Origin of the sequence: Flavobacterium zhairuonense (genome assembly GCF_004352915.1) — a bacterium.
Classification (GTDB): domain Bacteria; phylum Bacteroidota; class Bacteroidia; order Flavobacteriales; family Flavobacteriaceae; genus Flavobacterium; species Flavobacterium zhairuonense.
The window spans coordinates 213,147-236,176 of sequence record NZ_SJSY01000074.1 but is presented as its reverse complement, the minus strand read 5'-3'; the positions used below and the strand labels follow the sequence as shown (position 1 = coordinate 236,176).

Genomic DNA, 23,030 nt, shown 5'->3' with positions numbered 1-23,030 from the left:
TTCATGATTCGGCAATCTTTTTAATATCACAAATACAAGTCGCAACACAAAATTTCTTTAGTTAATTCATGCCCTTATTTACAAAAAACGCCTTACTTTTAACGTTTCAAAATTATCCACTCAATTTTTCGATTGTGACAAAAGAAAGTATCATACAAAACATAAAGGCTCTAAAGAGCCATTCTAACATAAACTACGGTATTAAAACTAAAACAGAAGACTTTACCGAAAAGCTTTTTTATACTCTATTTGATTCGAATGCGGCTTTGGACGAAAGCATCAGTGATCTTGAAATTCGCTTTAAAGAAATTGCTGTTTTGGCTTGCAAAAAACCAGAAAATCTATGCGAATCAATTTGGGACAAGTTTCTTGAAAAACTTCCTGCAGTTTTAGAAAAACTAAATCAGGATGCTGAATATATTTTAGAAAATGATCCTGCATCAAACAGCATTGATGAAGTTTATCTTGGCTACCCAGGCTTTTACGCTATTGCCATTTACAGATTAAGCCACGAATTATACCTGCTTGATTTGTTGCTTTTTTCAAGATTGATGAGCGAATACGCGCATAGAATTACCGGAACCGACATTCACGCAGGAGCAAAAATTGCATCGCCATTTTTTATTGACCATGCTACAGGAATTGTTATTGGAGAAACGACAGTAATTGAAAAACATGTGAAAATCTACCAAGGTGTTACGTTAGGCGCGCTTAGCGTGAGCAAAGACATGAAAAACGCAAAACGTCATCCTACGGTTGAAAAAAATGTATGCATTTATGCAAATGCAACGATTCTTGGCGGCGAAACTGTTATTGGAAAAAATAGCATTGTGGGCGGAAATGCTTGGATCACCAAATCGATTCCTGAAGATTCTATCGTTTTAAATACGACCACAACTGAAGTTAAAATAAAAGAAAAAAAATAAAATGAGTCCACAAAAATTGCTAAACCTAATTGGAAATACTCCATTGATGGAAACTGTCAATTTGGTTAAAAATAAAAACGTAAAACTGCTGCTGAAACTTGAAGGGAACAATCCTGGCGGAAGCGTAAAAGACAGAGCAGCATATAATATGATTGCAGCTGCTTTAGAAAGAGGCGAAATTAAAAAAGGTGACAAGTTAATTGAAGCGACGAGCGGCAATACGGGAATTGCGCTTGCAATGATTGCACAACTATTTGGAATTGAAATTGAATTGGTTTTACCAGAAGATTCGACTAAAGAACGAACCCAAACCATGCGTGCATATGGCGCAACAGTGATTTTAACGCCTGCCGCAGAAGGAATCATAGGTTCAAGAGATTATGCCGACAAAAAAGTCGCTCAAGGCGGTTATTTGATGTTGAATCAATTTGCAAATGACGACAACTGGAAAGCACATTACAAGACAACTGGACCTGAAATCTGGAATGACACCGAAGGAACTGTAACTCATTTTGTTTCGGCTATGGGAACTACAGGAACTATTATTGGAACTTCGACTTATTTAAAAGAAAAAAATCCTGCGATTCAAATTGTTGGCGCACAGCCAAGCGACGGATCTCAAATTCCAGGAATTCGCAAATGGCCTCAAGAATATTTGCCAAAAATATTTGATGCTTCTAAAGTTGATACTGTAATCGATGTGAGCGAGGAAGAAGCTAGAGCAATGACAAAAAGATTAGCTCTTGAAGAAGGCGTTTTTGCAGGAATGAGCAGTGGCGGTTCGGTAGCTGTTGCTTTGAAAATTGCAGAACAATTAGAATCTGGAGTTGTGGTTGCTGTTATTTGCGACCGCGGCGACCGATATTTATCTTCGGATTTATTTGATTAGAAAAAGATGCTAAGTTTCTAAGCTACTAAGACTCTAAGTTTTCCATACTTTATCTACAAATTTAAGCATCTCAGTAACTTAAAATAAAAAAACTTAGCAACTCAGAACCTTAGCAACTTAGCACCTTAAAAAAAATGAACTACAGAAAACTAGGAAAAACCAACTTTAATATCTCTGAAATCTCACTTGGAACTTGGCAAGTTGGAGGAAAATGGGGATCAGGATTTGATGATAAAACAGCCGATGCGCTTATAAATACAGCAATTGACAACGGTGTTAATTTTATTGATACCGCTGATGTTTACGAAAACGGCTTGAGCGAAACTGCTGTTGGACGTGTGGTTCGTTCTCGTTCTGAACGCATTTATGTAGCGACAAAATGCGGGCGACAAATTAATCCGCATGTGAATGAGGGCTATCAACCAAAAGTGCTTCAAAAATTTGTTGAAGACAGCTTAAAAAGAACGGGATTAGAAACATTAGATTTGATTCAGTTGCACTGCCCTCCTACCGAAGTTTATTATCGCCCAGAAATCTTTGAATTGTTTGACCGATTAAAAGATCAAGGAAAAATTTTAAATCTCGGCGTAAGCGTCGAAAAGGTTGAAGAGGCACTAAAAGCAATTGAATATTCAAATGTGACTACTGTTCAGATTATTTTTAATTTGTTCCGCCAGCGCCCTTCACAATTATTTTTCTCTGAAGCAAAGAAAAAAGACATCGGAATTATTGCTAGAGTTCCATTAGCAAGCGGACTTTTAACAGGTAAATTTGATTCAAAAACTACTTTTGAACCTCAAGATCATCGTAATTTTAATCGTAACGGAGATGCTTTTGACAAAGGTGAAACATTCTCAGGAATCGATTATGAATTAGGGCTAAAAGCCGTCGAAGAATTGAAAGCTTTATTTCCAGAAAATTCAAACTTAGCTCCTATCGCTTTGCAATGGATTTTAAATTTCGAAGAAATTAGCTGTATTATTCCAGGTGCCTCAAAAGCGGATCACGTTTTGTCAAATTTATCTGTTTATGATCTTCCCAAAATAAATCCTGAAAAAATCGCTGCTATGAATGCGATTTATGAAAAATACATAAAATCTTCAGTTCACCATTTATGGTAGTTTAAGATGCTAAGATACTAAGATACTAAGTTGCTAAGGTTCTAAGATTTTGAACTCAGTAACTTAGTATCTTAGCAACTTAGTATCTCTTTCCCCACGCAACCTTTTTTGATTTTGTTCATCTACATATAAAACTAACCAACAATCACTTACCATGAAAAAATTAGGTTTTATACTAGCTGTAGTTTGTCTAATGCTTGCTTCTTGCAATAACGACGATGCCAATTCAAATGCTTCTCAGGAAGAGGATGCACAGAAATTAGAAAAAATGTATCAGGAAATTGTAGCGCTTTCGCAAGTAAATACGACACCTTGCACCGATTCTAAGGACTGGGATTTTACGGCAATTGGCACAAAAGCGTGCGGTGGTCCAGCCAAATACATTCTTTATTCTAAAAAAATAAATACGATCGATTTTTTAGCCAAAGTAAAATCATATACAGAAGCAGAAGCTGCATTTAATGTAAAATGGGGTATTTTTTCGACTTGTGACGTTCCTGTTCCTCCAGACGGAATTGGTTGTGTAGATGGAAAACCAACTTTTCTCCGTAATACTGCTTTTTGACAGGCGCTAAATTCTTTGCAACAAAAAACTAAAGCTCAAATTCAATCTTAAATTCGGCGCCTTTGTTTTTTCCTTCACTTATTGCAGTCAATGTACCTTTATGACGTTCGATGATCTTTTTGCATAGATAAAGACCAATTCCGGTTGACAATTCGTTTGCAGTTCCTAAACGACTCATTTTGGTGAATTTTTTAAACAATTCTTCAATTTGATTTTTATCAAATCCTACCCCTTTGTCGGCAACTGTAATAGTTAATTTAGAATCTTCATTATAAATTCGAACTTTGATTTCGCTATCAAAATAAGAAAATTTGATAGCGTTGCTAATCAAATTAACCAAAACTTGAACCAGCAAACCTTCATCTATTCTAAGTTCAGCTTCAGAAATTTCCAAACTCAGACTCATCGTAATGTTTTTATCTAAAAGTCTTTGCTCGACTTGTTCATTAATAAAAGACGCAATATTTGAAAAAACGACAGTTTTAGCTTCAGGGTTAAGATTTGCAACTTGATCTTGTTCTTTCAAAAGCTTTATAAAGTTATCGATATATCGAAATTGCAAACTTGTCGATTCACAAATTAATTCTGCCAAATGCTTCACTGACTCAGATGGATTTTCGCTTAAAATTAATCGTGCCAGTCCTTGTGGATTTCCAGCAAAATTTTTCAAATCGTGCGAAAGCATATAAATCAAATCTTGTTTTTCATTGATAAAACTTTCAGATTCATAAATTGATTCCTGAATGTTTCGCATTAACAAACCTGCTTCATCAGTATATTCAGTCGGTAAAACTGAAAGTTTTCGATTATTTCGGTAATCGTCCAGAGATTTTGATGCGATCGAAATGGGCTTGATTAATTTTTTTAAAATAAACAAAGTCAGAAGAGTTGCTATCAAAGTCATAATTAAAGCAAAAATCAAAATCGAAATTGCCGAAATGTTTTGCGTTGTAAACAACACAAAAAACAAAATACCAATTAAAGGGATATGTATTCCTATGAAGGCAACAAACAAAAATTTCAAGACATAGCTCTTTTTTAGAAAGCTTATTTGTGACAAATTATGATATAACTTCATAAAAAACAACAATAATATAGGTTAAAAATGCGGCATTTAGGGGAAATTACCAAAAAACAAAGTTAACTTTTAAACTTAATTTATGTGTTAAATTACACAATTTGATAAAATATTTTGAAAATTAAATTTATAAAAGTTTACAAACCCTTATTTTTGCGCTATGGGAAGAAAAAATACAGACAAAGTTGTCTTTCATCAAATTGAAGTATTAGACGCAGGTGCAAAAGGAGTTTCTGTTGCAAAAGCTCCAGACGGAAAAGTAATCTTTATTCCGAATGTTGTGCCTGGTGATGTTGTTGATGTGCAGACATTCAAAAAAAGAAAAGCATACTACGAAGGAAAAGCCGTAAAATTTCACGAATTATCAAAACACCGTATCGATCCAATCTGTGATCATTTTGGAGTTTGTGGTGGATGCAAATGGCAAAATATGAAATACAGCCAACAGTTGTATTACAAACAAAATGAAGTCAAAAATCATTTACAACGAATTGGAAAAGTGGAACTTCCTGAATTTGAAGAAATTTTAGGTTCAGAAAAACAGTTTTTCTACAGAAATAAAATGGAATTTTCGTTTTCAAACAGCCGTTGGTTAACTGAAAAAGAAATTGGAAGCACCGAAGATCTAGGAAACAGAAATGCATTAGGATTTCATATTCCAAAAATGTGGGATAAAATTCTAGATATCCAAAAATGCCACTTACAGGAAGATCCTTCAAATGCCATTAGAAATGAAATTAGAGCCTTTGCCAATGCGCATAATCTAGCTTTTTTTAATCCGAGAGAACACGCTGGATTATTAAGAACTTTAATGATTCGTACCGCTTCAACTGGCGAAATCATGGTTTTAATTCAGTTTTTTGAAGATGACAAAGCAAATCGTGAATTGGTTTTGGATCATTTATATGAAAAATTCCCGCAAATTACATCATTGCAATATGTGGTAAATGCAAAACAAAACGATACAATTTACGACCAAGATATCAAGCTTTATAAGGGAAGAGATTATATCTTGGAAGAAATGGAAGGTTTGAAATTTAGCATCAACGCCAAATCTTTCTATCAGACAAATTCAGATCAAGCTTACGAATTATACAAAATTACACGTGATTTTGCTGGATTGACAGGAAACGAAACCGTGTATGATTTATATACTGGAACTGGGACTATTGCTCAGTTTGTTTCTAAAAAAGCGAAAAAAGTAATTGGTGTAGAAAGTGTTCCTGAAGCAATTTTAGATGCAAAGGCAAATGCTGAACGCAATAACATTACAAATTGTGAGTTTTTTGTTGGAGACATGAAAGTTGTTTTCAACGAAGCTTTTATTGCTCAACATGGCAAACCAGATGTTATCATTACGGATCCGCCAAGAGATGGAATGCATGCATTGGTAATTGATCAAATCTTGAAGATTGCTCCAAAAAAAGTAGTTTATGTAAGTTGTAATTCGGCTACACAAGCACGTGATTTAGCTTTAATGGACGAAAAATACAAAGTTGCCAGAGTACGTCCAGTGGACATGTTTCCGCAAACGCATCATGTCGAAAATGTTGTACTTTTAGAACTTCGCTAATAAATTTTAAATGAAAAAAATAGTTTCAGTTTTACTGCTTTTTACTTTTGGCTTATCAAGCTGTGAGAAAGATGATATTTGCGACCCAAATACACCTACCACTCCTAGATTGGTTATTGAATTTTATGATGCTAACAATCAGTCAGTACTTAAACCCGTTACGAATTTAAAAGTAATTGGAGAAGGAATGAGCCAAGGAATTATTTTTAATGAAAATGCGGCAACCGATGAAGCAAAACAGCTTACAAACGCAAGCAAAATCTCAATTCCATTAAAGACCGATGCTGATTCTACAACCTATACGTTCATTTTAGATTCTGGTAATGAAAATGCAGCAGCTGTTAATACAGATCAAGTAACATTTTTTTACTCTCGTCAAAATCTATATGTTTCTAGAGCTTGCGGATTTAAAACTATTTTCAAGCTTAATCCTCTTTCTGACGGACCGCCAATTTCAGCGCCATTTATAAAACAGGATGTAGATTCAAAAGGTTTTTGGATGACCCAAATTTATGTAGATGATTATAACATAGAATTAGAAAATGAAGCACACATTAAAATATATTTCTAGTTTTTGTTTATTGTTTTCAATGTTTTTGGGTTATGCTCAAGAAAAACAGACAACTACAGTAACCAAAGAAATTGTTCCAGAAAAACCGAAAACTGAAACGGTAGCAAAACCTGCATTACAGGAAGTAAAAAAAGCCGACAGCATTAAAACTGATCGCTATGGACTTCGTGTTGGAGTTGATTTGTATAAATTGACTCGCGGTTTATATGACAAAGATTACAAAGGAGTAGAATTTGTTGGTGACTGGCGATTAACAAAAAAGTATTATTTGGCCGCCGAACTTGGTTTTGAAGACAAAACTACTGACGACGACCGATTAAATTCGACTGCAACTGGAACTTACATAAAAGGTGGTTTTGACTACAATTTGTATCAAAACTGGCTTGATATGGAAAACTTAATTACAATAGGTTTACGAGGCGGATTCAGTACTTTTAGTCAAGAATTGAACAGCTACAAAATTTACAATCCAAATCCGTATTGGGGTGAAATGCCTCCAATTACGGAGCATCAAAAATACAGCGGGCTTACAGCAGGCTGGATTGAAGTTGCAATGGGCTTGAAAGCAAAAGTATTCAATAATGTATTTGTTGGATTTGGCGTTCAACTGAAAATGCTTGTAGCTAATTCAAAACCAGACGGTTTTGACAATTTATACATTCCCGGATTTAATAGAACTTATGATGGAAGTTTTGGAATTGGCTTCAATTATACCGTTTCATATTTCATTCCGATTTACAAGAAAAAAACTGTTATTCCAGTACCAGCTAAAGCGGCTCCTAAAAAATAATATTTTAGTGCAAAATAAAAAACCACGAATTCAAAATGTCGAATTCGTGGTTTTTTATTTTATTTTAAATCTAAGACAACTGAAAATCAACAGCCGCCTTTGAATGGATCAAAGCAGTATCAAAAACAGCAACCGAAACATCTTCTGGTTTTATTACTAAAGGAATTTCGGTACAACCTAAAATAATTCCTTCAGCTCCTTTCGAAATCAAATCATTGGCAATTTCTAAATAGCGTTTTTTAGTTTCGTCAGTTACTAATCTTCGGCCTAATTCTTCGAAAATAGTGTAATGAATAAAATCTTTATCTTCCTGATTTTCTGCAATTATTGTTTCTACGCCTTTTGCTTTTAGCTTTTCTTTGAAGAAGTCAAGTTCCATTGTAAACTTGGTTCCCAATAATGCAACTTTCTTAATATTTTGCTTTTGAATTTCAATCGCCGTAGCTGTCGCAATATGAATTAACGGAAGACCAATCGCTTCTTCAAGCCTGTCAGCAATTAAATGCATCGTATTGGCACATAAAATAATCGCTTCTGCCCCGCCCGATTTCAAAAATTCGCATCCTTTTAAAAGCATTTCAAAAGTCGAATCCCAATCGTTGTTATCGTTATTTCTTTTAATATCAGCATAATTAAAAGAATAAACCAAACATTCTGAGAAATTCAAACCTCCCAACTTTTCGTTTATTCCTTCATTAATAAGTTTGTAGTAATCTCCTGTTGAAACCCAGCTGATTCCGCCAATAAGACCAATTTTCCTCATAATGCTGTTTTAAAAAATTATCCGATTTCTTTAATTCCTTTTATAAATATCCATTTCATAAAAAGCTTCTCGCCATCTTTTGTTCTCACTGCTTGGAATTTTGGCCCAATGATAGTAGCAACAATAAAAGAAGTCATTGGAATCCAAATCCCAGTTAATCCAGTATACATTGCAATTACATATCTTCCTGCTATAAATAAAATTGCAAATGTTCCTAATTGATATAAAAAAGCTCTTATTTGTAGTTTTGTCATTTTTTTTAAGTTCAAAGTTGCAAAGTAACAAAGTTGCAAAGTTTTTTCTTCACAACTTTAAAGCTTTCCAACGTTATAATTATTTATTTTGACTTATGATTTCATGTTTTTTTCAAAGCGGGTAAAGTTTTAAAATCTTTGCTACTTTGAAACTTTGTCTCTTTGTTACTTATTCAGAAACCTGAAATTTTGTTCTTTTACTTCCTTCATACATTTCGTATTTAACCAAACGTGCTTCAAGGCTTGCGTTGAAAAGTTTGATTTTTCTTGAAGGTTTTAAACCAACAAATTTTAAGGCTTCTAAGTTTGCTGTAATAAACCAAGCATTCGTTCCTGGGTAATTTTTCTTCAAAGTATCACCAATACTGGCATAAAATCGTTCCATATGAATATCCAAACGCTCATCATAAGGCGGATTAAAAACAATATGCAACTTGCCTTCTACTTCTTTTTCAGTATCAAAAAAGTTGTCTTCGCGAATGGTTACGTAATCCTCAAGATTTGCATTTCTGATGTTGTCCTTAGCTTTGCTGACTGCACTCGGCGCTTTGTCAAAACCTTTTATTGTATAATGAAACTCTCTAGTTTTTTTCATCAAACTATCGACAATCTTGTCAAATAAGTCATTATCCCAGTCTTTCCATTTTTCAAAAGCAAATTCTCTTCTGTTGATGTTTGCTGGAATATTGCAAGCAATCATTGCCGCCTCGGCCAAGAAAGTTCCTGAACCACACATTGGATCTAGAAAATGGCTTTGTCCGTCCCAACCTGACAGTAAAAGAATTCCAGCCGCTAAAACCTCATTAATAGGAGCAATATTTGTAGCGGTTCTATAACCACGCTGATGAAGTGAAGCTCCAGAAGTATCTAAAGAAACCGAAACCTGATCTTTGTCAATATGAATGTTGATTCGCAAATCTGGATGTTGCTTGTCAATGCTTGGGCGCTGGCCTGTTCTTTCTCTAAATTGATCAACAATTGCATCCTTACATTTTTGTGAAACAAACTCAGAATGGTTGAAGTAAGTCGAATGTACCGTAGTATCAATCACAAAAGTTTGATTGGCATTTAGAAATTTAGCCCAATTCATGCCTGAAATTCCTTTATACAAAGCCTGATCGTTATTTGCTCTAAAAGAATAAATTGGCTTCAATACTTTAAGCGCAGTTCTAAGCGATAAATTGGCTTTGTACATAAAACCTTTATCTCCTTTAAAACTTACCATTCGCACACCTTTCTCAACATCTTGAGCACCAAGTGCGCGCAACTCATTCTCTAATATTTCTTCAAAACCAAAAAAACATTTGGCTATCATTTTAAAATTTTCTTCCATTTTTTTTCAATTAAAAAAAGCCAATCACCATTACCTATGATAGCGAAATAGTTATTTTTCGGCAAAAATACACTAAATTTGCCGGACTTTGAATTAATTGAAATAGAATAAATGTCTGAAGCACCAAACTCATCAACACCTAATCAAGATCGTAACACCGAAAACTGGTTTACATCATGGTTTGATACTCCGTATTATCATATCCTTTATAAAGATAGAAACTATAGAGAAGCTCAGATTTTCATGGACAACTTAACGCATTACCTAAACTTGCCAGAAAAAGCAAAAGTATTGGATTTGGCATGCGGAAAAGGAAGACATTCTATTTATTTGAATCAGTTAGGTTATAATGTTTTAGGTGCTGATTTATCTGAAAACAGTATTGCCGAAGCCAGCAAAAACAGCAACGAAAACCTTCATTTCAAAGTTCATGACATGCGTGAGCCGTTTGAAGAAAAATTTGATGCCATTTTTAATCTTTTCACAAGTTTTGGTTATTTCGAAAGCGACGATGACAACCTGACAACCTTAAAAGCCATCAAAGAAAGTTTATCTGAATATGGTTTTGCGGTAATCGATTTTATGAATGTGACTCAAGTTATTGAAACTCTTGTTCCTGAAGAAGTCAAAACTGTTGATGAAATCGATTTTCACATTAAAAGATATGTTAAAGACGGTCATATTTTCAAAGAAATTGATTTTGAAGATCAAGGCCGAAAATTTCATTTTACCGAAAAAGTAAAAGCGCTGACTTTAAAAGATTTTCAAGATTTAATGGATGAAGCTGGAATTTATCTTTTGGATATTTTTGGAGATTACAAACTCAAAAAATTCCACAAAACCGAAAGCGAAAGATTAATCATGATTTTTAAATAAATTAGTTAATCGTTTAATTGTTAAACCATTTAATCGGAAACAAAAACAATTAAGCGATTAAACGAATCAACGGTTAAACAAATATAAATGAACTATTTACTACCCTTATTTTCTGTACTTTTAGGATATAGCGTGGCTTTGTTTATTAAACCAAATAACAAAACCAATTTAAAATTATTGCTGGCTTTCAGCGGTTCTTTTTTATTGTCATTGACTGTAATGCATCTTTTGCCGGAAGTTTACGAATCTCACAACCACAATATCGGCATCTTTATAATGGTCGGCATTTTATTCCAGATCGTACTTGAGTTTTTCTCAAAAGGTGCAGAACACGGACATGTTCACGGACACGCAAAAATGTCTCAAATTCCATGGCTTTTATTCATCAGTTTGTGTATTCATGCTTTTTTAGAAGGTTTTCCTGTTAGTCATCATCACGGTTTGGCTGTCGGAATTGCGATTCATCATTTGCCGATTGCTGTAATTTTAACGACATTTTTCATCAATGCCGATTTGGATAAAAAAGCCATTTTTGCCTTCATGCTGACTTTTGCGATCATGACGCCTCTTGGAACAATTGCTTCAGAATATTTATCTATTTTAAATGACTATTATACTGAAATAACCGCAATCGTAATCGGGATTTTATTCCATATCTCATCGACGATTATTTTCGAAAGCAGTGAAGGACATAAATTCAATGTCGCCAAAGTTTCGATGATCGTTCTCGGAATTTTATTGGCATTCTTTTTATAATAACTTAATGTGTCAATTAGATAATGTGTCAATTAGATAATGTGTCAATTAGATAATGAGATAATTTTCTAATTGACACATTATCTAATTATCTAATTTAATTAGCTCTCTTTCTCTCGTCCTGATTTCCGAAATTACGTTCCTTCACATTTATTTTTTTATTTCCAAAATTGTAAACTACAGACAAACGAACAAATCTATTACCTTCATTATTACTATAAACCTGTTTTACGCCATTTACAACCGAAGTAAAATCTTTTAAATAAGAAGTATTAAAAATATCATTTGCCAAAAACGCAATTTGCATGGTTTTATCAAATAAATCTTGTTTAAATCCGATATCAAAACTAGAGGCATATCCTATTTCATATAAACCGCTTTTATAAGGTGTCGTATATGAAAAATCAATTTGCAATTTTGTATTTTTTCCTAACACAAAAGTATTGTTTGTTGAAAAATCAACTTGCAAACTGTTCGATGGTGTTGCATTGATATCCTTAATAAATTCCGTTTTTGCGCCTAAAAAATATACTGAATTTTCACTTTGCCACCATTTAGCAAAACTTGCCGAATAATTTTCTCCAATACCATAATTCAAACTTTTAAAATAATTGTCGCGAGTTATGATCTGAGTGTTTGTTTCTGGATTCGAAGTAAATAAAACGCCATAACCATCTGTAATTATATTTAAGAAGACACTTGTTCTTAAAATTTCTTTGTATGAATGAACAAACTCAAAATTATCACTAAAAGAAGGCTTCAAAAAAGGATTTCCTTCTGAATAACTATTACTGCTGATGTAAATACGGAATGGATTCAGCAAATCAAAACGAGGTCTGTTGATTCTTTTTCCATAATTCAAACTGAAACTATTATTCTCATTCTTTTTATATGAAGCAAAAACAGTCGGGAAAAGCTTGAAATAATTATTTACCGTTTCTTGATTCAGAGTTTCAGAAAATCCGTTTGTTTGTGTATTCTCTAGTCGCAATCCCAATTGAAGATTCCATTTTTCATTTATTTTCTTGTCTCCGTTTATATAAACTGCCTGATTGTTTTCTGTGTATTTAAAGCGATTCGATTGACTTGGATCTAACACTGGAGTTCCTGTAATTGAATCATAATAAAGTACATCGCTTATACTATTGGTAAAACTTACTTTGGCTCCGTAGGACAAATTCACCGTTTCCAGAGGATGTTCCATATCTGCTTTAAAACTCAAGTTATCAATATCCTGATTTGAAATATTTCTTCCGGATTGATTCACATCAACAAAAGTTCCATCAGCTAAATAATTATTTGCAATAAACTCACGGTCAAATTTTGAATTATAATTAAAGTAATCTACATCAAAAGATAATTTTCGGTTCAATGGATCTAGTTTTGTAATCAAATGCGCATTATACGTTTGATTTCTGGATTCTCTGTCTGCGAAACTATTGTTGACGATGTAATGTTGCAATTGATTTTCTGTATTGTACTTATTAACTACAATATCAGATTGAAAATCAGGATTTGTTCTATCATTCAAAATTTGAAAACCAGCTGATGTTTTTTCTGAAAAATCATAATCTAAAGCTAATTTTCCAGATAGACTTTCGTTTTTCAATTTTGTACTTGCATTGAGATTCGAAAGTCCGTCTTCAAAATAAGCATCTGAAACTTCATCTACATTTTTATAACCTGTTTTTCCATTGATGCTTGCTGAGAAACGAAATTTATTTTTGTTGTAAAAGAAATTATCTCTTAAAGTAAAAACTCCATATTTGTTTTGATCATAAGACGCGGTAGTTGTGTTTTTCCATGAATCGCGAGCTCCTTTTTTCATAATAATATTAATTAATCCGCCAGTTCCTTCAGCTTCATATTTTGCAGGCGGATTGCTGATAATTTCAATATTTTTGATGTCGCTAGCCGAAATTGATTTTAAAAAATTATTCAATTCTTCGCCCGTTAGTTCAACAATTCTTCCATCAATCATAACTCTAGAAGTTCCCTTTCCTAAAATATTGATTGTATTATTTTGCACTACAACACCGGGAGCCGTATTAATGGCGCTCAAAGCATCTCCTGCAACATTGGTAACATTATTTTCAAGATTATAGACCAAACGATCTGTTTTCTGTTCGATTGTTTTCTTTTTTGATTGAACGACAACTTCTACCAATTGGGTTTCACTTTCTTTCATCATAATAATTCCCAAATCAGTATCTTTTTCTACTAAGATTTCTTTTTCAAAATCGGTAAATCCTAAAAGGCTTATTGCTATTTTATAATTTCCTTTCTTTAGATTAATTTCAAAACTGCCGTCTTGCTTGCTTGTTGTGCCATCAATTATTTTTCCTTCTGAATTTGAAATTGAAATCTCTGCCCATTCTAATGGCGATTTTTCACTGGAAATTTTTCCTTTTAATTGAAATGATTGTGCTAAACAAAATAATGGCAATACTAAAAAAATAAAGAGATGTAATTTTTTCATGGTTTCTAATTTTAACTTGTTCGATTAATTTGAAGCAAAGTTGCCTTAGAAATCTCGAGTAGGCGACCGACAAAAAAAAGTCGAACCAATTTCTGGAGATGAAATTGGTTCGACTTTATTAAGCTCGAAGTACGACTTTTTACAAACCCTTAATTATGAAGCGTTTCTGTACGCAGTAGGCGTTAATTTTGTATATTTTTTAAAAGAAGTATTAAAGGACGATTTTGAATTAAAACCCACTTCATACAGAATTTCCAAAACCGTAAGCTGATTTTTAGACTTATCTTTTAAGATATTCATGGCTTTTTGAATTCGATATTCATTTACAAAATCAAAAAAATGCTGATTCATATGATGATTAATCAAAACAGATAAATCACGAACCGGAATATCAATTTGATTAGAGAGTTCCTGAATCGTAAGTGAAGGATCCAGAAAAGGCTCTTTTTCGGTCATATATTGTTTCAATGCCGAAATCTGGTTTAAAATTATTTCGTTTTGACTCTCTTTTATTCCAACATTATCCTGAGTTTCTTTTGGAAGAATTTCTCTTGCCAATAGCAATTTAGAATCAATTCCTCTAAAAAGTTCAGGGTAATTCAGCGCTTTTAAAACAAACCAGCAAGTTATTGCCAAAATCAAAACTTGCAATATTGTATTAGACCAAATCCACAAGAAATCAAGAGCGGCATATCGCACCATATTTTTAGCTATTGATAGATAATACAAAACAAAAAGTGCTGTCGCGATTTGAAATAACCACTTAAAAATAGAAGTTCTTGGGTTCGTATAATTTTCCTGAAATATTTCTCTATACTTTTTCAAAACCAAAAATACACCAATACTATATATTATAGTCTGCAAACCTAAAACGAGAAATAAATAAAACATTTCTGGCGATTGATCGCGATGCTCATAAAACAGTTTTTTTTCTGCATCATTTAGAAGATAAAGCCTGAACAAGAAAACCACATTTGTAATAACAAACGGAATTAAATGCAAAAAATGTTTCGATTTTAACTTAAAATCAGCAAAACAAACCGACAATACATAAAGATAGAAAGCTGGCAATATCAAAACACAAATAGTCCATCTAAAAAACTCCAAATTAAAATGGTTCGTAATGAAGTTATCGTCAATAAAAATACCGCTATTATCAAGGGCAAAAAACATCAAATAACAAGCAAATAGCCTATTTGCCAATTTATTTTTTGTTTGCACAGTGAGCAAAAAGAAGGCTAGCAATAAGGAAACAAAAACTGATATTCCGGCCATACCGGTTAAAAAACTTATCTTATTCATTCGTTTTTTGATTATTTAACAAATATAATACTTTAGTTTTTTAGCACAATTCACTTATTAAGAAGCATTTCGGTAAGCTGTCGGCGTTAAATTCGTATGCTTTTTAAAAGAAGTATTAAAAGAAGATTTAGAGTTAAAACCAACTTCGTATAAAATTTCCAGAACAGTGAGGTCACTTTTAGATTCGTCTTTCAAAATATGCATAGCTTTTTGAATGCGATATTCATTCACAAAATCAAAAAAATGCTGATTCATATGATGATTAATCAAAATTGATAAATCACGAACAGGATAATTAAATTGATTTGCGAGATCTTGAATCGTAAGAGAAGGGTCAAGATAAGGTTCTTTCTCTGTCATATAATTTTTTAATGCTGAAATTTGAGAAAGAACAGCTTCATCCTGCTCATTTATTTTTTCCGGCGTATCATTATTTTCTTTAGAAAGAAATTCTTTTGTTAATTGTATTTTAGAATTAATTCCTCTAAAAAGTTCCGGATGATTTAAAGCTTTCATTACAAACCAGCAAATCACACACAACGCCATCACTACCATAAGAACATTTCCCCAAAGAAAATTATCTCTAGAAGTTGTGTAACGCATTAAATTTTTTGTAGCCGTAATAGAATGCATGACTACAAAAACGCAGGTCATCTGAAAAAGCCATTTATAGGTAGAAGTGCTGGGATTTGTATAATTTTCAAGATAAATTCTTTTGTATTTTCTTAAAACTAAAAACATGCCCGCAATATAAAACCAATATTGAACTTCGATTAAAATTTGAAAAAAATAAATCTCAAACATTTCATTGAAATGATCTAAAACATATTGTTTTTCGGCACCTGATTGCAAATAAAATCGCGGTGCAAAAACTAAATTCATAACCACAAAGGGAATTGTATAGACCAAATGCTTCCATTTTAATCGAAAATCCGAATAACAAACTGCTAAAACATATAAATAAATCAAAGGCATTTCCAGCAAACAGATCGTACTTCTGAAGAATTCTATATTCATATATTCCAAAGGACGAGAATATGCTAAAAGTCCGCTGAAATCAACGGCTGAAAAAATAATAAAACAAGCAAATAGTCTATTAGCCAATTTATTTTCCGTTTTTACCGTCAACAAAAAAAGAGCTAGTAATAACGAAACAAAGACAGCAATACGGGCAACGCTATCCAAAAAAACTAATTTATCCATTCTTATTTTTTTATTTAACAAATATAATATTTTAGTTCATTTTTTGCAGATGTAAGAAAGGATTCGCAACATCGCCAACAAAACTTCAATTCTTTGTGAGTTTGTAATCTAAATTTCGGGATTCAGAGAAAAAAATATTAATTTTGGCCAGTCTAAATAACGATAAAATGACATTTACAAAAACTACTGAACAAGCCTCAAAATACGAACATTTAGAGAAAATGTCTGTTCATGAATTGTTGTCGAATATTAATCAAGAAGATAAAACTGTCCCTTATGCAGTAGAAAAAGCTTTGCCACAAATTGAAGCTTTGATTCCTCAAATAGTTGAAAAATTAAAATTAGGCGGTAGATTATTTTATATTGGAGCTGGAACTTCTGGCCGACTTGGTGTTGTTGATGCTTCAGAGTGTCCTCCTACATTTGGTGTTCCTTTTGATTTAGTAAACGGAATTATTGCTGGCGGCGATACAGCCATAAGACGTGCAGTAGAAAATGCTGAAGATAGTACAACAAATGCCTGGATTGATCTTCAAAAATATAAAATCGATTCAAATGATGTTGTAATTGGTATTGCTGCATCTGGAACAACACCTTATGTTATCAGTGGTTTAGAAACTTGTAATCAAAATAATATTGTTACAGGATGTATAACTTGTAATGCAGGAAGTCCGCTGGCATTAACAGCACAATTTCCTATTGAAGTAGTTGTCGGTCCAGAATTTATAACTGGAAGTTCTAGAATGAAAGCTGGGACTGCTCAAAAATTGGTTTTAAATATGATTTCGACTGCTGCGATGATTCAACTAGGAAAAGTACGTGGAAACAAAATGGTCGATATGCAGTTGAGCAATGTAAAATTGGTTGATCGAGGCGTTAAAATGATTATGGAAGAAATTCCTGTTTCGTATGACGAAGCATCAGAATTATTAAAAAAATACGGCAGCGTAAGAAATGCTGTTGACAATTATAGTAAGTAAAAGGTTTTCTGCACCTAGTTTGTCATTTCGAGGAACGAGAAATCACACGCGTAAATCGACAAAGATTGGTGACATACTTTGCGGAATTTCTAGTGTGATTTCTCGTTCCTCGAAATGACAAAACAACGAGAAACTTGAAACCTGAAAAAAAACAAAAATGGCAACAAATAAACAATTATTAGGAAAAGGAATTAAATATATGACTGGTGCCTTGCCACTTATGTTTCTTGGGCCAACATTGATTTATAATGCTTTTATGAATCAGCATACGAATTGGCATTATTTGGTTTTAGGAATTGGAATTGTTGCTTGTTTAAGCTCGATGGTTTTGATTTTTTTAGGTCTGAAAATCATCATGAAGGGCTTGTTTAACGACTAATTAACTATATAAACCCGACAGGTTTTTAAAACCTGTCGGGTTTGATCATAAACTGCATTTCACTCTTTTTATCCAAAAAACATTCATGGAAAGTCTAATTCACATTCAGAAAACATTCGAAAAAGTTGTTTACATCGACAAAAAAATAAACAATCGAGAGTTTGAAGATTGTGTTTTTAAAAACTGTGACTTTTCCAACAGTAATTTTGCCTACAACACATTTTTAGATTGCGAATTTATTGACTGCAACCTCTCAATGACAAGTTTGGCGGGGACAAGTTTAAAAAATGTCACTTTTAGAAACTGCAAACTTTTAGGAATTGCTTTTAATGAATGCGATGATTTTTTATTTCAAGTTCATTTTGAAGAAAGTGTTTTGGATTATACTTTGTTTTCGAACAAAAAAATGCCAAAAACAAAATTCATTAATTGTTCCGTACGAGAAGTAACATTTATTGGAACCAACTTAACGAGTTCTTTATTTGACAATTGTGATCTTGATGGAGCTATTTTCAACGAAACACAATTAGCGGGAGTTAATTTTAGAACTGCTTACAATTATAAAATTGATCCTGAATTTAATCCGATGAAAAAAGCACAATTTTCAAATGAGGGAATTGCTGGACTTTTAGATAAATATGATATCAAAATCGTTTAATTATGAGTGCCGATCAATCTTATTTGGAAAGTGTTAAAAAGCAATTTTTATATTATAAGATGCTTGGCGAAAAAGCAATCGATCAGCTAGAGCCAGTACAGCTTTTTGTTTCTTTTAATGACGATACCAACAGTATCGCTACAATTGTAAAACATATTTCAGGCAATATGCTTTCGCGCTGGACCGATTTTTTGACTTCTGATGGTGAAAAAGATTGGAGAAACCGCGATGCAGAATTTGAAAATGATTTACAATCTAAAGAAGAAGTTCTGGAAGTTTGGAACAAAGGCTGGAATTGTCTTGAAAATGCTCTGGAAAGTTTGAAACCTGATCAACTTTCGGATATCATTTATATCCGAAATGAAGGCCATACGGTTATTGAAGCCATCAATCGTCAATTGGCACATTATCCTTATCATGTTGGACAAATTGTTTTTTATGCTAAACAATTGAAGAACAGTGAATGGAACAGCTTGTCGATTCCGAAAAATAAATCAGGAAATTATAACGCCGAAAAGTTTGCCAAAGAAAAAGAAATCAAGAACTTTACCGATGACGAATTAAAAAGATTAAAATGATCGAATATTATGCAAATTTTGGCGGAACATGTTGGTGGATCTTAATTAAATTCTGCAAAACAAATTTAACCGAAGAGCAGAGTTCTAAAAATAAAAAACGGAATTTGCTTTTTTTGACTTTTATAACTCTTGTAATTTTCTTTTTGTTCTTTAATTAAAAAGAGCTCTTGAAAACTAAAGCCCTAGCCCTGATGGAAGCGGCATCCTTTTGTGCCGGGGTTCGGCACAAAAGATACAGCGGACAGCAGGATTAGCTCCTAAAAAAACAACTTACTTAAAATGAAAAAAATTATATTCTTATTTCCTTTTCTGGCTTTAGTATCTTGCTATAATGCCGAACACAATTGCAAAGATTTCAAAACCGGAAAGTTCAAATTTGAAACCGAAGTCAACGGAGTCAAAAAAACAACCTTCTTTGAGCGAAAAGACAGTATTGAAATTGAAACTTTTGAAGGAAAGACAGATACTGCAACCATTCGCTGGGTAAGTGACTGCGAATATGTTCTGCAAAAAAAACATCCAAAAAACATGGCTGAAGAAAAAGCAATAAGCATGAAAATTCTAACAACCGAAAAAGATTCTTATACTTTTGAATTTGGCCTAGTTGGTTCTGAAGAAAAACAACGAGGCAAAGTTTACAAAGTCGATTAAATAATTAAGCTTTTTTTTCTGCCACAAAGGCACAAAGACACCAAGGATTTATTTCTGTGTGACTTTGTGCCTTTGTGGCAAATTATTATAATGTGTTTCTTTTACATTTCTATTTTAAATAGTATTTTAGAACTTTAATCTAGCCACATGAAAAATACCATTTCGCAAAGAGTTGCCGACTTTTTAAAGAATTATCCTCCGTTTAATTTTTTGCATCAGAAGGATCTGGAAAAACTGTCGGAACAAATTTCTATTATTTATAAAGAAAAAGATTCGGTCATTTTTGCTGAAAATGACAAAACGCACGATTCCTTTTATGTGGTTCATAAAGGCGCTGTGGCTTTGAAAAAAAGTACTAAAAACACCGTTTTAGACATGTGCGATGAAGGCGATATTTTTGGGCTTCGTCCGCTTCTGGCGCAAGAAAACTACATTATGGAAGCAGTCGCTCATGAGGAAAGTATTTTATACGCCATTCCGATTGCCGTTTTTAAGCCTTATGCGTTGGAAAATAGAAATGTTGGTAATTTTTTGATCGAAAGTTATGCATCGAATACCAGAAATCCATATTCTGATATTCATAAAGATAAATTATACGGTGATGATGATCAACTGAATGAGAATCTTCATTCCAGCAATCATTCTTTTGACTTAGCACCCATAAAATATTCTAAAAAAATTGTGACCTGCAGTCCGTCAACCACGGTTAAAGATGTTGCAAAAATTATGAATAAAAAGAAAGTTGGTGCAATTTTAATTGTAGATGAAATGTTGCCAATTGGCATTTTGACAGATAAAGATCTTAGAAATAAAATCGTTACAGGCGATTTTCCGATAACGACAACCGCCGAAACGATAATGACAAAACCTGTTATTACATATCCGAAAAAAATGACGGTTACAGAGGCCCAAATGGCAATGATGAAAAGCAATATCAGCCATCTATGCTTGACCAAAGACGGAACTGTAAATACCAAAGCTGTCGGGATTTTATCAAAACATGATGTTATGGTGGCACTCGGAAATAATCCTGCTGTTTTGATAAAAGCTTTAAAGCGAACCAAAAAAATAAAAGAAATAAAGCCTATTCGAAACCGAATCATGCAATTACTTCAAGGTTATTTAGATCAAAACATTCCGATGACTTTGATAACCAAAATAATTACTGAACTTAACGAAGCTTGTACAAATAGAGTAATTGAAATTTGTTTAGAAAAAATGAGCAGTCCGCCTCCAGTAAAATTTGCATGGCTGGCACTTGGAAGTCAAGGACGCGGCGAACAAATGCTTCATACTGATCAAGATAACGCGATTGTTTACGAAAATGTAAATGAAGTTTTTAGAGATGAAACCAAAATTTATTTCTTAAAATTTGCTCGTCTTGTAAATAAAGGTCTTTTTGAAATTGGTTACGATTACTGTCCTGCCGACATGATGGCTTCGAGTCCAAAATGGTGTATGAGTTTAGATGAATGGAAAGCTCAAGTACATCATTGGATTACAAATCCTGGAAAAAATGAAGTTTTGCTCTCGTTTATTTTCTTTGATTACAGCAAAACTTATGGTGATTCTGAAATCGTAAATCAGTTATCCGATTCTATATTTGAAGATGTAAAAGCGAATCCGATTTTTTATATGCATTTAGTGAGTGGAGCTTTGCAAAGCCCTTCTCCAACAGGCTTTTTTAGGCAATTTCTGGTTGAACAAGATGGTGCAAATAAAGACAATTTTGATATTAAGCGAAGAGCTTTAATGCCTTTGACAGATGCAGCACGTCTTTTAATCTTATCTCATTCGGTAAAAGGAATCAGCAATACCGCTGAACGTTTTGAAAAACTGGCTGAACTTGAACCTACAAATAGAGAATTGTATTTGTCATGTTCGTATTCGTTTAAAGCTTTATTAAAATTCAGAACCAAACAAGGTCTTCTGCATCATGATTCTGGTCAGTTTATCGAATTGGAATCTTTAACCAAAATGGAAAAAATCAAACTGAAGCGCACTTTTAAAACTATAAAAGAGCTTCAGGAATTAATTTCGGTTCGTTTTAACATCTCAAATCTAGTCTAATTATGAGTTTATTTGATTTTTGGAAAAAAGAAGAAAACAATCTGTTTGAAGAAAATGTTACGATCGAAGAAACTCGTTTTGTTGTTTTAGATACTGAAACTACAGGTTTTGATTATGAAAACGATCGAATATTATGCATAGGCGCTCTTGTTTTACAAAATGGTGTAATTTCTGTTCAGGACAGTTTTGAAGTTTATGTCGAACAAGATCATTATGATAAATCGACCGCCCAAATTCATGGCATTTTAAAAGATCTTCTTGTCAAGCGCCCAACTGAATTAGAGGCTTTACAACAGTTTTTAGCCTTTTTAGGAGATTCTATAATTATTGCGCATCATACCATTTTTGATGTTACAATGATTAATAGGGCCTTAGAACGAAATGGACTTCCGCAATTGACAAACAAAACTTTAGATACAGCTTATTTATACAAAAAGACTTTGATTCAGTCGCATTTATTTGAACGAAAGGATCATTATACCTTAGATGATCTGGCTGATAAGTTTGATATTTCGAAAAAAGATAGGCATACTGCTTTGGGTGATGCATATATTACAGCAATTGCATTTTTAAAAATTGTGAAAAAATTGAGAGAGAAAAAAGAAATCAATCTGAATCAACTTTTTAAATAAAAAAAGGTTTGAAATTATTCAAACCTTTTTATTCTACTTATCAATAAACAAACGATATGGAAAAACATTTGAAGATCTATTTTTAAGATTTTTCATAAAGCTCTCACATAAATAATCCCATTCCGAATTTGACAAATGTTTTCTTTCTTCAGGATTTGTTTTGATGTAAATGTCGACCGTTCGACTAAAACCAGCTTTAACGGATATTTCCTTTCGCGTTCCTTTTTCAATTTTAATATCTTCAATTGAATTTTTAAAATGATTAAAACCAAATGCTTTAATATCAGCAAAAGTTACAATTCGGCCTCGAGTTAATAATGCATTTCTATAAGCGAGAATTCGGTCTTTGTTATTTTGTTTATTTCGGCCTCCAACGGTATTGGTCATTAAAGTAACTGTTTTGCCAATAAAAAATAAATCATCTTTAGATTCTAAAACAGTTCCTGCTTTGATGTCGTTTCCTTCTTCAGCACAAGTTGACCAATAACTTATCGTAAAAGATTTTCCTGTCGAATCCTCAGTCGTAGGTTTAATCATTAAATATGGATCATTATTTTTAGAAAAACTGCTTTCTTTCGCTTGTTGCTCAACGGAAGCGAGCAA

The 23,030-nt window shown here is 33.0% G+C and carries 24 protein-coding genes; 16 read left to right on the top strand and 8 right to left on the bottom strand.

The window, feature by feature from the left end; translation table 11 throughout:
• Positions 1 to 134: 134 nt before the first annotated feature.
• The 4 genes from EYY60_RS15345 to EYY60_RS15330 all read left to right on the top strand — a co-directional run bounded on the left by EYY60_RS15345 (position 135) and on the right by EYY60_RS15330 (position 3,501).
• Positions 135 to 926 (top strand): serine O-acetyltransferase, encoded by a 792-nt coding sequence (locus EYY60_RS15345; protein WP_132990196.1) that lies wholly within the window; start codon positions 135 to 137, stop codon positions 924 to 926.
• Position 927: 1 nt separating this feature from the next.
• Positions 928 to 1,815, top strand: a complete 888-nt coding sequence (cysM, locus tag EYY60_RS15340; protein ID WP_132990195.1) for a cysteine synthase CysM — start codon at positions 928 to 930, stop codon at positions 1,813 to 1,815.
• A gap of 134 nt (positions 1,816 to 1,949) precedes the next feature.
• Positions 1,950 to 2,936: an aldo/keto reductase gene (locus EYY60_RS15335; protein ID WP_132990194.1), complete on the top strand. Its 987-nt coding sequence runs from the start codon at positions 1,950 to 1,952 to the stop codon at positions 2,934 to 2,936.
• A gap of 154 nt (positions 2,937 to 3,090) precedes the next feature.
• The gene (locus EYY60_RS15330) at positions 3,091 to 3,501 is read left to right on the top strand and encodes a hypothetical protein (protein WP_132990193.1); all 411 of its coding nucleotides are present in this window, start codon (positions 3,091 to 3,093) and stop codon (positions 3,499 to 3,501) included.
• Positions 3,502 to 3,529: 28 nt separating this feature from the next.
• Here the strand turns inward: EYY60_RS15330 and EYY60_RS15325 are convergent, their stop codons facing one another.
• On the bottom strand, positions 3,530 to 4,525 hold the full coding sequence (locus tag EYY60_RS15325; protein ID WP_235832337.1) for a sensor histidine kinase: 996 nt from the start codon (positions 4,523 to 4,525) through the stop codon (positions 3,530 to 3,532).
• A 214-nt stretch (positions 4,526 to 4,739) separates the two neighbouring features.
• Here EYY60_RS15325 and rlmD point away from each other — a divergent pair, with 214 nt between their 5' ends.
• Genes rlmD through EYY60_RS15310 form a run of 3 tightly spaced genes read left to right on the top strand, consistent with a single transcriptional unit; the run spans position 4,740 to position 7,513 of the window.
• Entirely contained in the window at positions 4,740 to 6,152 is a 1,413-nt protein-coding gene (rlmD, locus tag EYY60_RS15320) for a 23S rRNA (uracil(1939)-C(5))-methyltransferase RlmD (RefSeq protein ID WP_132990191.1), read from the top strand.
• 10 nt (positions 6,153 to 6,162) lie between these two features.
• Positions 6,163 to 6,723, top strand: coding sequence for a DUF6452 family protein (locus EYY60_RS15315; RefSeq protein ID WP_132990190.1), 561 nt, complete (start codon positions 6,163 to 6,165; stop codon positions 6,721 to 6,723).
• Positions 6,695 to 7,513, top strand: a complete 819-nt coding sequence (locus tag EYY60_RS15310; protein WP_132990189.1) for a DUF6048 family protein — start codon at positions 6,695 to 6,697, stop codon at positions 7,511 to 7,513. The genes EYY60_RS15315 and EYY60_RS15310 overlap by 29 nt, the downstream gene beginning before the upstream one ends.
• A gap of 70 nt (positions 7,514 to 7,583) precedes the next feature.
• On the opposite strand, the gene EYY60_RS15305 is transcribed toward EYY60_RS15310, so the two are convergent.
• From EYY60_RS15305 to EYY60_RS15295, 3 genes are all read right to left on the bottom strand, one after another.
• Positions 7,584 to 8,276, bottom strand: a complete 693-nt coding sequence (locus EYY60_RS15305; RefSeq protein ID WP_132990188.1) for an aspartate/glutamate racemase family protein — start codon at positions 8,274 to 8,276, stop codon at positions 7,584 to 7,586.
• A gap of 17 nt (positions 8,277 to 8,293) precedes the next feature.
• A complete protein-coding gene (locus tag EYY60_RS15300) occupies positions 8,294 to 8,530 on the bottom strand; it encodes a hypothetical protein (RefSeq protein WP_132990187.1) in 237 nt (78 codons plus the stop codon).
• A gap of 169 nt (positions 8,531 to 8,699) precedes the next feature.
• Positions 8,700 to 9,863, bottom strand: a complete 1,164-nt coding sequence (locus EYY60_RS15295; RefSeq protein ID WP_132990186.1) for a THUMP domain-containing class I SAM-dependent RNA methyltransferase — start codon at positions 9,861 to 9,863, stop codon at positions 8,700 to 8,702.
• 111 nt (positions 9,864 to 9,974) lie between these two features.
• Between EYY60_RS15295 and EYY60_RS15290 the strand changes: the two genes are divergently transcribed.
• On the top strand, positions 9,975 to 10,739 hold the full coding sequence (locus EYY60_RS15290) for a class I SAM-dependent methyltransferase (protein ID WP_132990185.1): 765 nt from the start codon (positions 9,975 to 9,977) through the stop codon (positions 10,737 to 10,739).
• A gap of 87 nt (positions 10,740 to 10,826) precedes the next feature.
• Entirely contained in the window at positions 10,827 to 11,495 is a 669-nt protein-coding gene (locus EYY60_RS15285; protein WP_132990184.1) for a ZIP family metal transporter, read from the top strand.
• Positions 11,496 to 11,592: 97 nt separating this feature from the next.
• On the opposite strand, the gene EYY60_RS15280 is transcribed toward EYY60_RS15285, so the two are convergent.
• The 3 genes from EYY60_RS15280 to EYY60_RS15270 form a co-directional block, all read right to left on the bottom strand.
• Entirely contained in the window at positions 11,593 to 13,974 is a 2,382-nt protein-coding gene (locus EYY60_RS15280; protein WP_132990183.1) for a TonB-dependent receptor domain-containing protein, read from the bottom strand.
• Positions 13,975 to 14,127: 153 nt separating this feature from the next.
• Entirely contained in the window at positions 14,128 to 15,276 is a 1,149-nt protein-coding gene (locus tag EYY60_RS15275; RefSeq protein ID WP_132990182.1) for a helix-turn-helix domain-containing protein, read from the bottom strand.
• Between the two features lie 57 nt (positions 15,277 to 15,333).
• Positions 15,334 to 16,479 (bottom strand): helix-turn-helix domain-containing protein, encoded by a 1,146-nt coding sequence (locus tag EYY60_RS15270; RefSeq protein WP_132990181.1) that lies wholly within the window; start codon positions 16,477 to 16,479, stop codon positions 15,334 to 15,336.
• A gap of 167 nt (positions 16,480 to 16,646) precedes the next feature.
• Between EYY60_RS15270 and murQ the strand changes: the two genes are divergently transcribed.
• The 7 genes from murQ (at position 16,647) to EYY60_RS15235 (ending at position 22,427) form a co-directional block, all read left to right on the top strand.
• A complete protein-coding gene (murQ, locus tag EYY60_RS15265) occupies positions 16,647 to 17,459 on the top strand; it encodes an N-acetylmuramic acid 6-phosphate etherase (protein ID WP_132990180.1) in 813 nt (270 codons plus the stop codon).
• Between the two features lie 157 nt (positions 17,460 to 17,616).
• Entirely contained in the window at positions 17,617 to 17,838 is a 222-nt protein-coding gene (locus EYY60_RS15260; RefSeq protein WP_132990179.1) for a DUF6095 family protein, read from the top strand.
• A gap of 85 nt (positions 17,839 to 17,923) precedes the next feature.
• Positions 17,924 to 18,496: a pentapeptide repeat-containing protein gene (locus EYY60_RS15255; RefSeq protein ID WP_132990178.1), complete on the top strand. Its 573-nt coding sequence runs from the start codon at positions 17,924 to 17,926 to the stop codon at positions 18,494 to 18,496.
• Positions 18,497 to 18,498: 2 nt separating this feature from the next.
• A complete protein-coding gene (locus EYY60_RS15250) occupies positions 18,499 to 19,074 on the top strand; it encodes a DUF1572 family protein (RefSeq protein WP_132990177.1) in 576 nt (191 codons plus the stop codon).
• A gap of 279 nt (positions 19,075 to 19,353) precedes the next feature.
• Positions 19,354 to 19,725 (top strand): DNA topoisomerase IV, encoded by a 372-nt coding sequence (locus tag EYY60_RS15245; RefSeq protein ID WP_132990176.1) that lies wholly within the window; start codon positions 19,354 to 19,356, stop codon positions 19,723 to 19,725.
• A 147-nt stretch (positions 19,726 to 19,872) separates the two neighbouring features.
• Positions 19,873 to 21,795, top strand: a complete 1,923-nt coding sequence (locus EYY60_RS15240) for a DUF294 nucleotidyltransferase-like domain-containing protein (RefSeq protein ID WP_132990175.1) — start codon at positions 19,873 to 19,875, stop codon at positions 21,793 to 21,795.
• Between the two features lie 2 nt (positions 21,796 to 21,797).
• The gene (locus EYY60_RS15235) at positions 21,798 to 22,427 is read left to right on the top strand and encodes a 3'-5' exonuclease (RefSeq protein ID WP_132990174.1); all 630 of its coding nucleotides are present in this window, start codon (positions 21,798 to 21,800) and stop codon (positions 22,425 to 22,427) included.
• 33 nt (positions 22,428 to 22,460) lie between these two features.
• On the opposite strand, the gene EYY60_RS15230 is transcribed toward EYY60_RS15235, so the two are convergent.
• The gene (locus tag EYY60_RS15230; RefSeq protein WP_235832336.1) at positions 22,461 to 22,964 is read right to left on the bottom strand and encodes a hypothetical protein; all 504 of its coding nucleotides are present in this window, start codon (positions 22,962 to 22,964) and stop codon (positions 22,461 to 22,463) included.
• Positions 22,965 to 23,030 lie beyond the last annotated feature (66 nt).

Excerpts from the sequence above, each read along its gene's own strand:
- EYY60_RS15285 (WP_132990184.1), top strand. The coding sequence starts at position 10,827 with ATGAACTATTTACTACCCTTATTTTCTGTACTTTTAGGATATAGCGTG.
- rlmD (WP_132990191.1), top strand. The coding sequence starts at position 4,740 with ATGGGAAGAAAAAATACAGACAAAGTTGTCTTTCATCAAATTGAAGTA.
- murQ (WP_132990180.1), top strand. The coding sequence starts at position 16,647 with ATGACATTTACAAAAACTACTGAACAAGCCTCAAAATACGAACATTTA.
- EYY60_RS15315 (WP_132990190.1), top strand. The coding sequence starts at position 6,163 with ATGAAAAAAATAGTTTCAGTTTTACTGCTTTTTACTTTTGGCTTATCA.
- EYY60_RS15290 (WP_132990185.1), top strand. The coding sequence starts at position 9,975 with ATGTCTGAAGCACCAAACTCATCAACACCTAATCAAGATCGTAACACC.
- EYY60_RS15300 (WP_132990187.1), bottom strand. The coding sequence starts at position 8,530 with ATGACAAAACTACAAATAAGAGCTTTTTTATATCAATTAGGAACATTT.
- EYY60_RS15305 (WP_132990188.1), bottom strand. The coding sequence starts at position 8,276 with ATGAGGAAAATTGGTCTTATTGGCGGAATCAGCTGGGTTTCAACAGGA.
- EYY60_RS15310 (WP_132990189.1), top strand. The coding sequence starts at position 6,695 with ATGAAGCACACATTAAAATATATTTCTAGTTTTTGTTTATTGTTTTCA.
- EYY60_RS15270 (WP_132990181.1), bottom strand. The coding sequence starts at position 16,479 with ATGGATAAATTAGTTTTTTTGGATAGCGTTGCCCGTATTGCTGTCTTT.
- EYY60_RS15330 (WP_132990193.1), top strand. The coding sequence starts at position 3,091 with ATGAAAAAATTAGGTTTTATACTAGCTGTAGTTTGTCTAATGCTTGCT.
- EYY60_RS15255 (WP_132990178.1), top strand. The coding sequence starts at position 17,924 with ATGGAAAGTCTAATTCACATTCAGAAAACATTCGAAAAAGTTGTTTAC.
- EYY60_RS15335 (WP_132990194.1), top strand. The coding sequence starts at position 1,950 with ATGAACTACAGAAAACTAGGAAAAACCAACTTTAATATCTCTGAAATC.
- EYY60_RS15260 (WP_132990179.1), top strand. The coding sequence starts at position 17,617 with ATGGCAACAAATAAACAATTATTAGGAAAAGGAATTAAATATATGACT.
- cysM (WP_132990195.1), top strand. The coding sequence starts at position 928 with ATGAGTCCACAAAAATTGCTAAACCTAATTGGAAATACTCCATTGATG.
- EYY60_RS15275 (WP_132990182.1), bottom strand. The coding sequence starts at position 15,276 with ATGAATAAGATAAGTTTTTTAACCGGTATGGCCGGAATATCAGTTTTT.
- EYY60_RS15250 (WP_132990177.1), top strand. The coding sequence starts at position 18,499 with ATGAGTGCCGATCAATCTTATTTGGAAAGTGTTAAAAAGCAATTTTTA.
- EYY60_RS15235 (WP_132990174.1), top strand. The coding sequence starts at position 21,798 with ATGAGTTTATTTGATTTTTGGAAAAAAGAAGAAAACAATCTGTTTGAA.
- EYY60_RS15295 (WP_132990186.1), bottom strand. The coding sequence starts at position 9,863 with ATGGAAGAAAATTTTAAAATGATAGCCAAATGTTTTTTTGGTTTTGAA.
- EYY60_RS15245 (WP_132990176.1), top strand. The coding sequence starts at position 19,354 with ATGAAAAAAATTATATTCTTATTTCCTTTTCTGGCTTTAGTATCTTGC.
- EYY60_RS15240 (WP_132990175.1), top strand. The coding sequence starts at position 19,873 with ATGAAAAATACCATTTCGCAAAGAGTTGCCGACTTTTTAAAGAATTAT.
- EYY60_RS15280 (WP_132990183.1), bottom strand. The coding sequence starts at position 13,974 with ATGAAAAAATTACATCTCTTTATTTTTTTAGTATTGCCATTATTTTGT.
- EYY60_RS15230 (WP_235832336.1), bottom strand. The coding sequence starts at position 22,964 with ATGATTAAACCTACGACTGAGGATTCGACAGGAAAATCTTTTACGATA.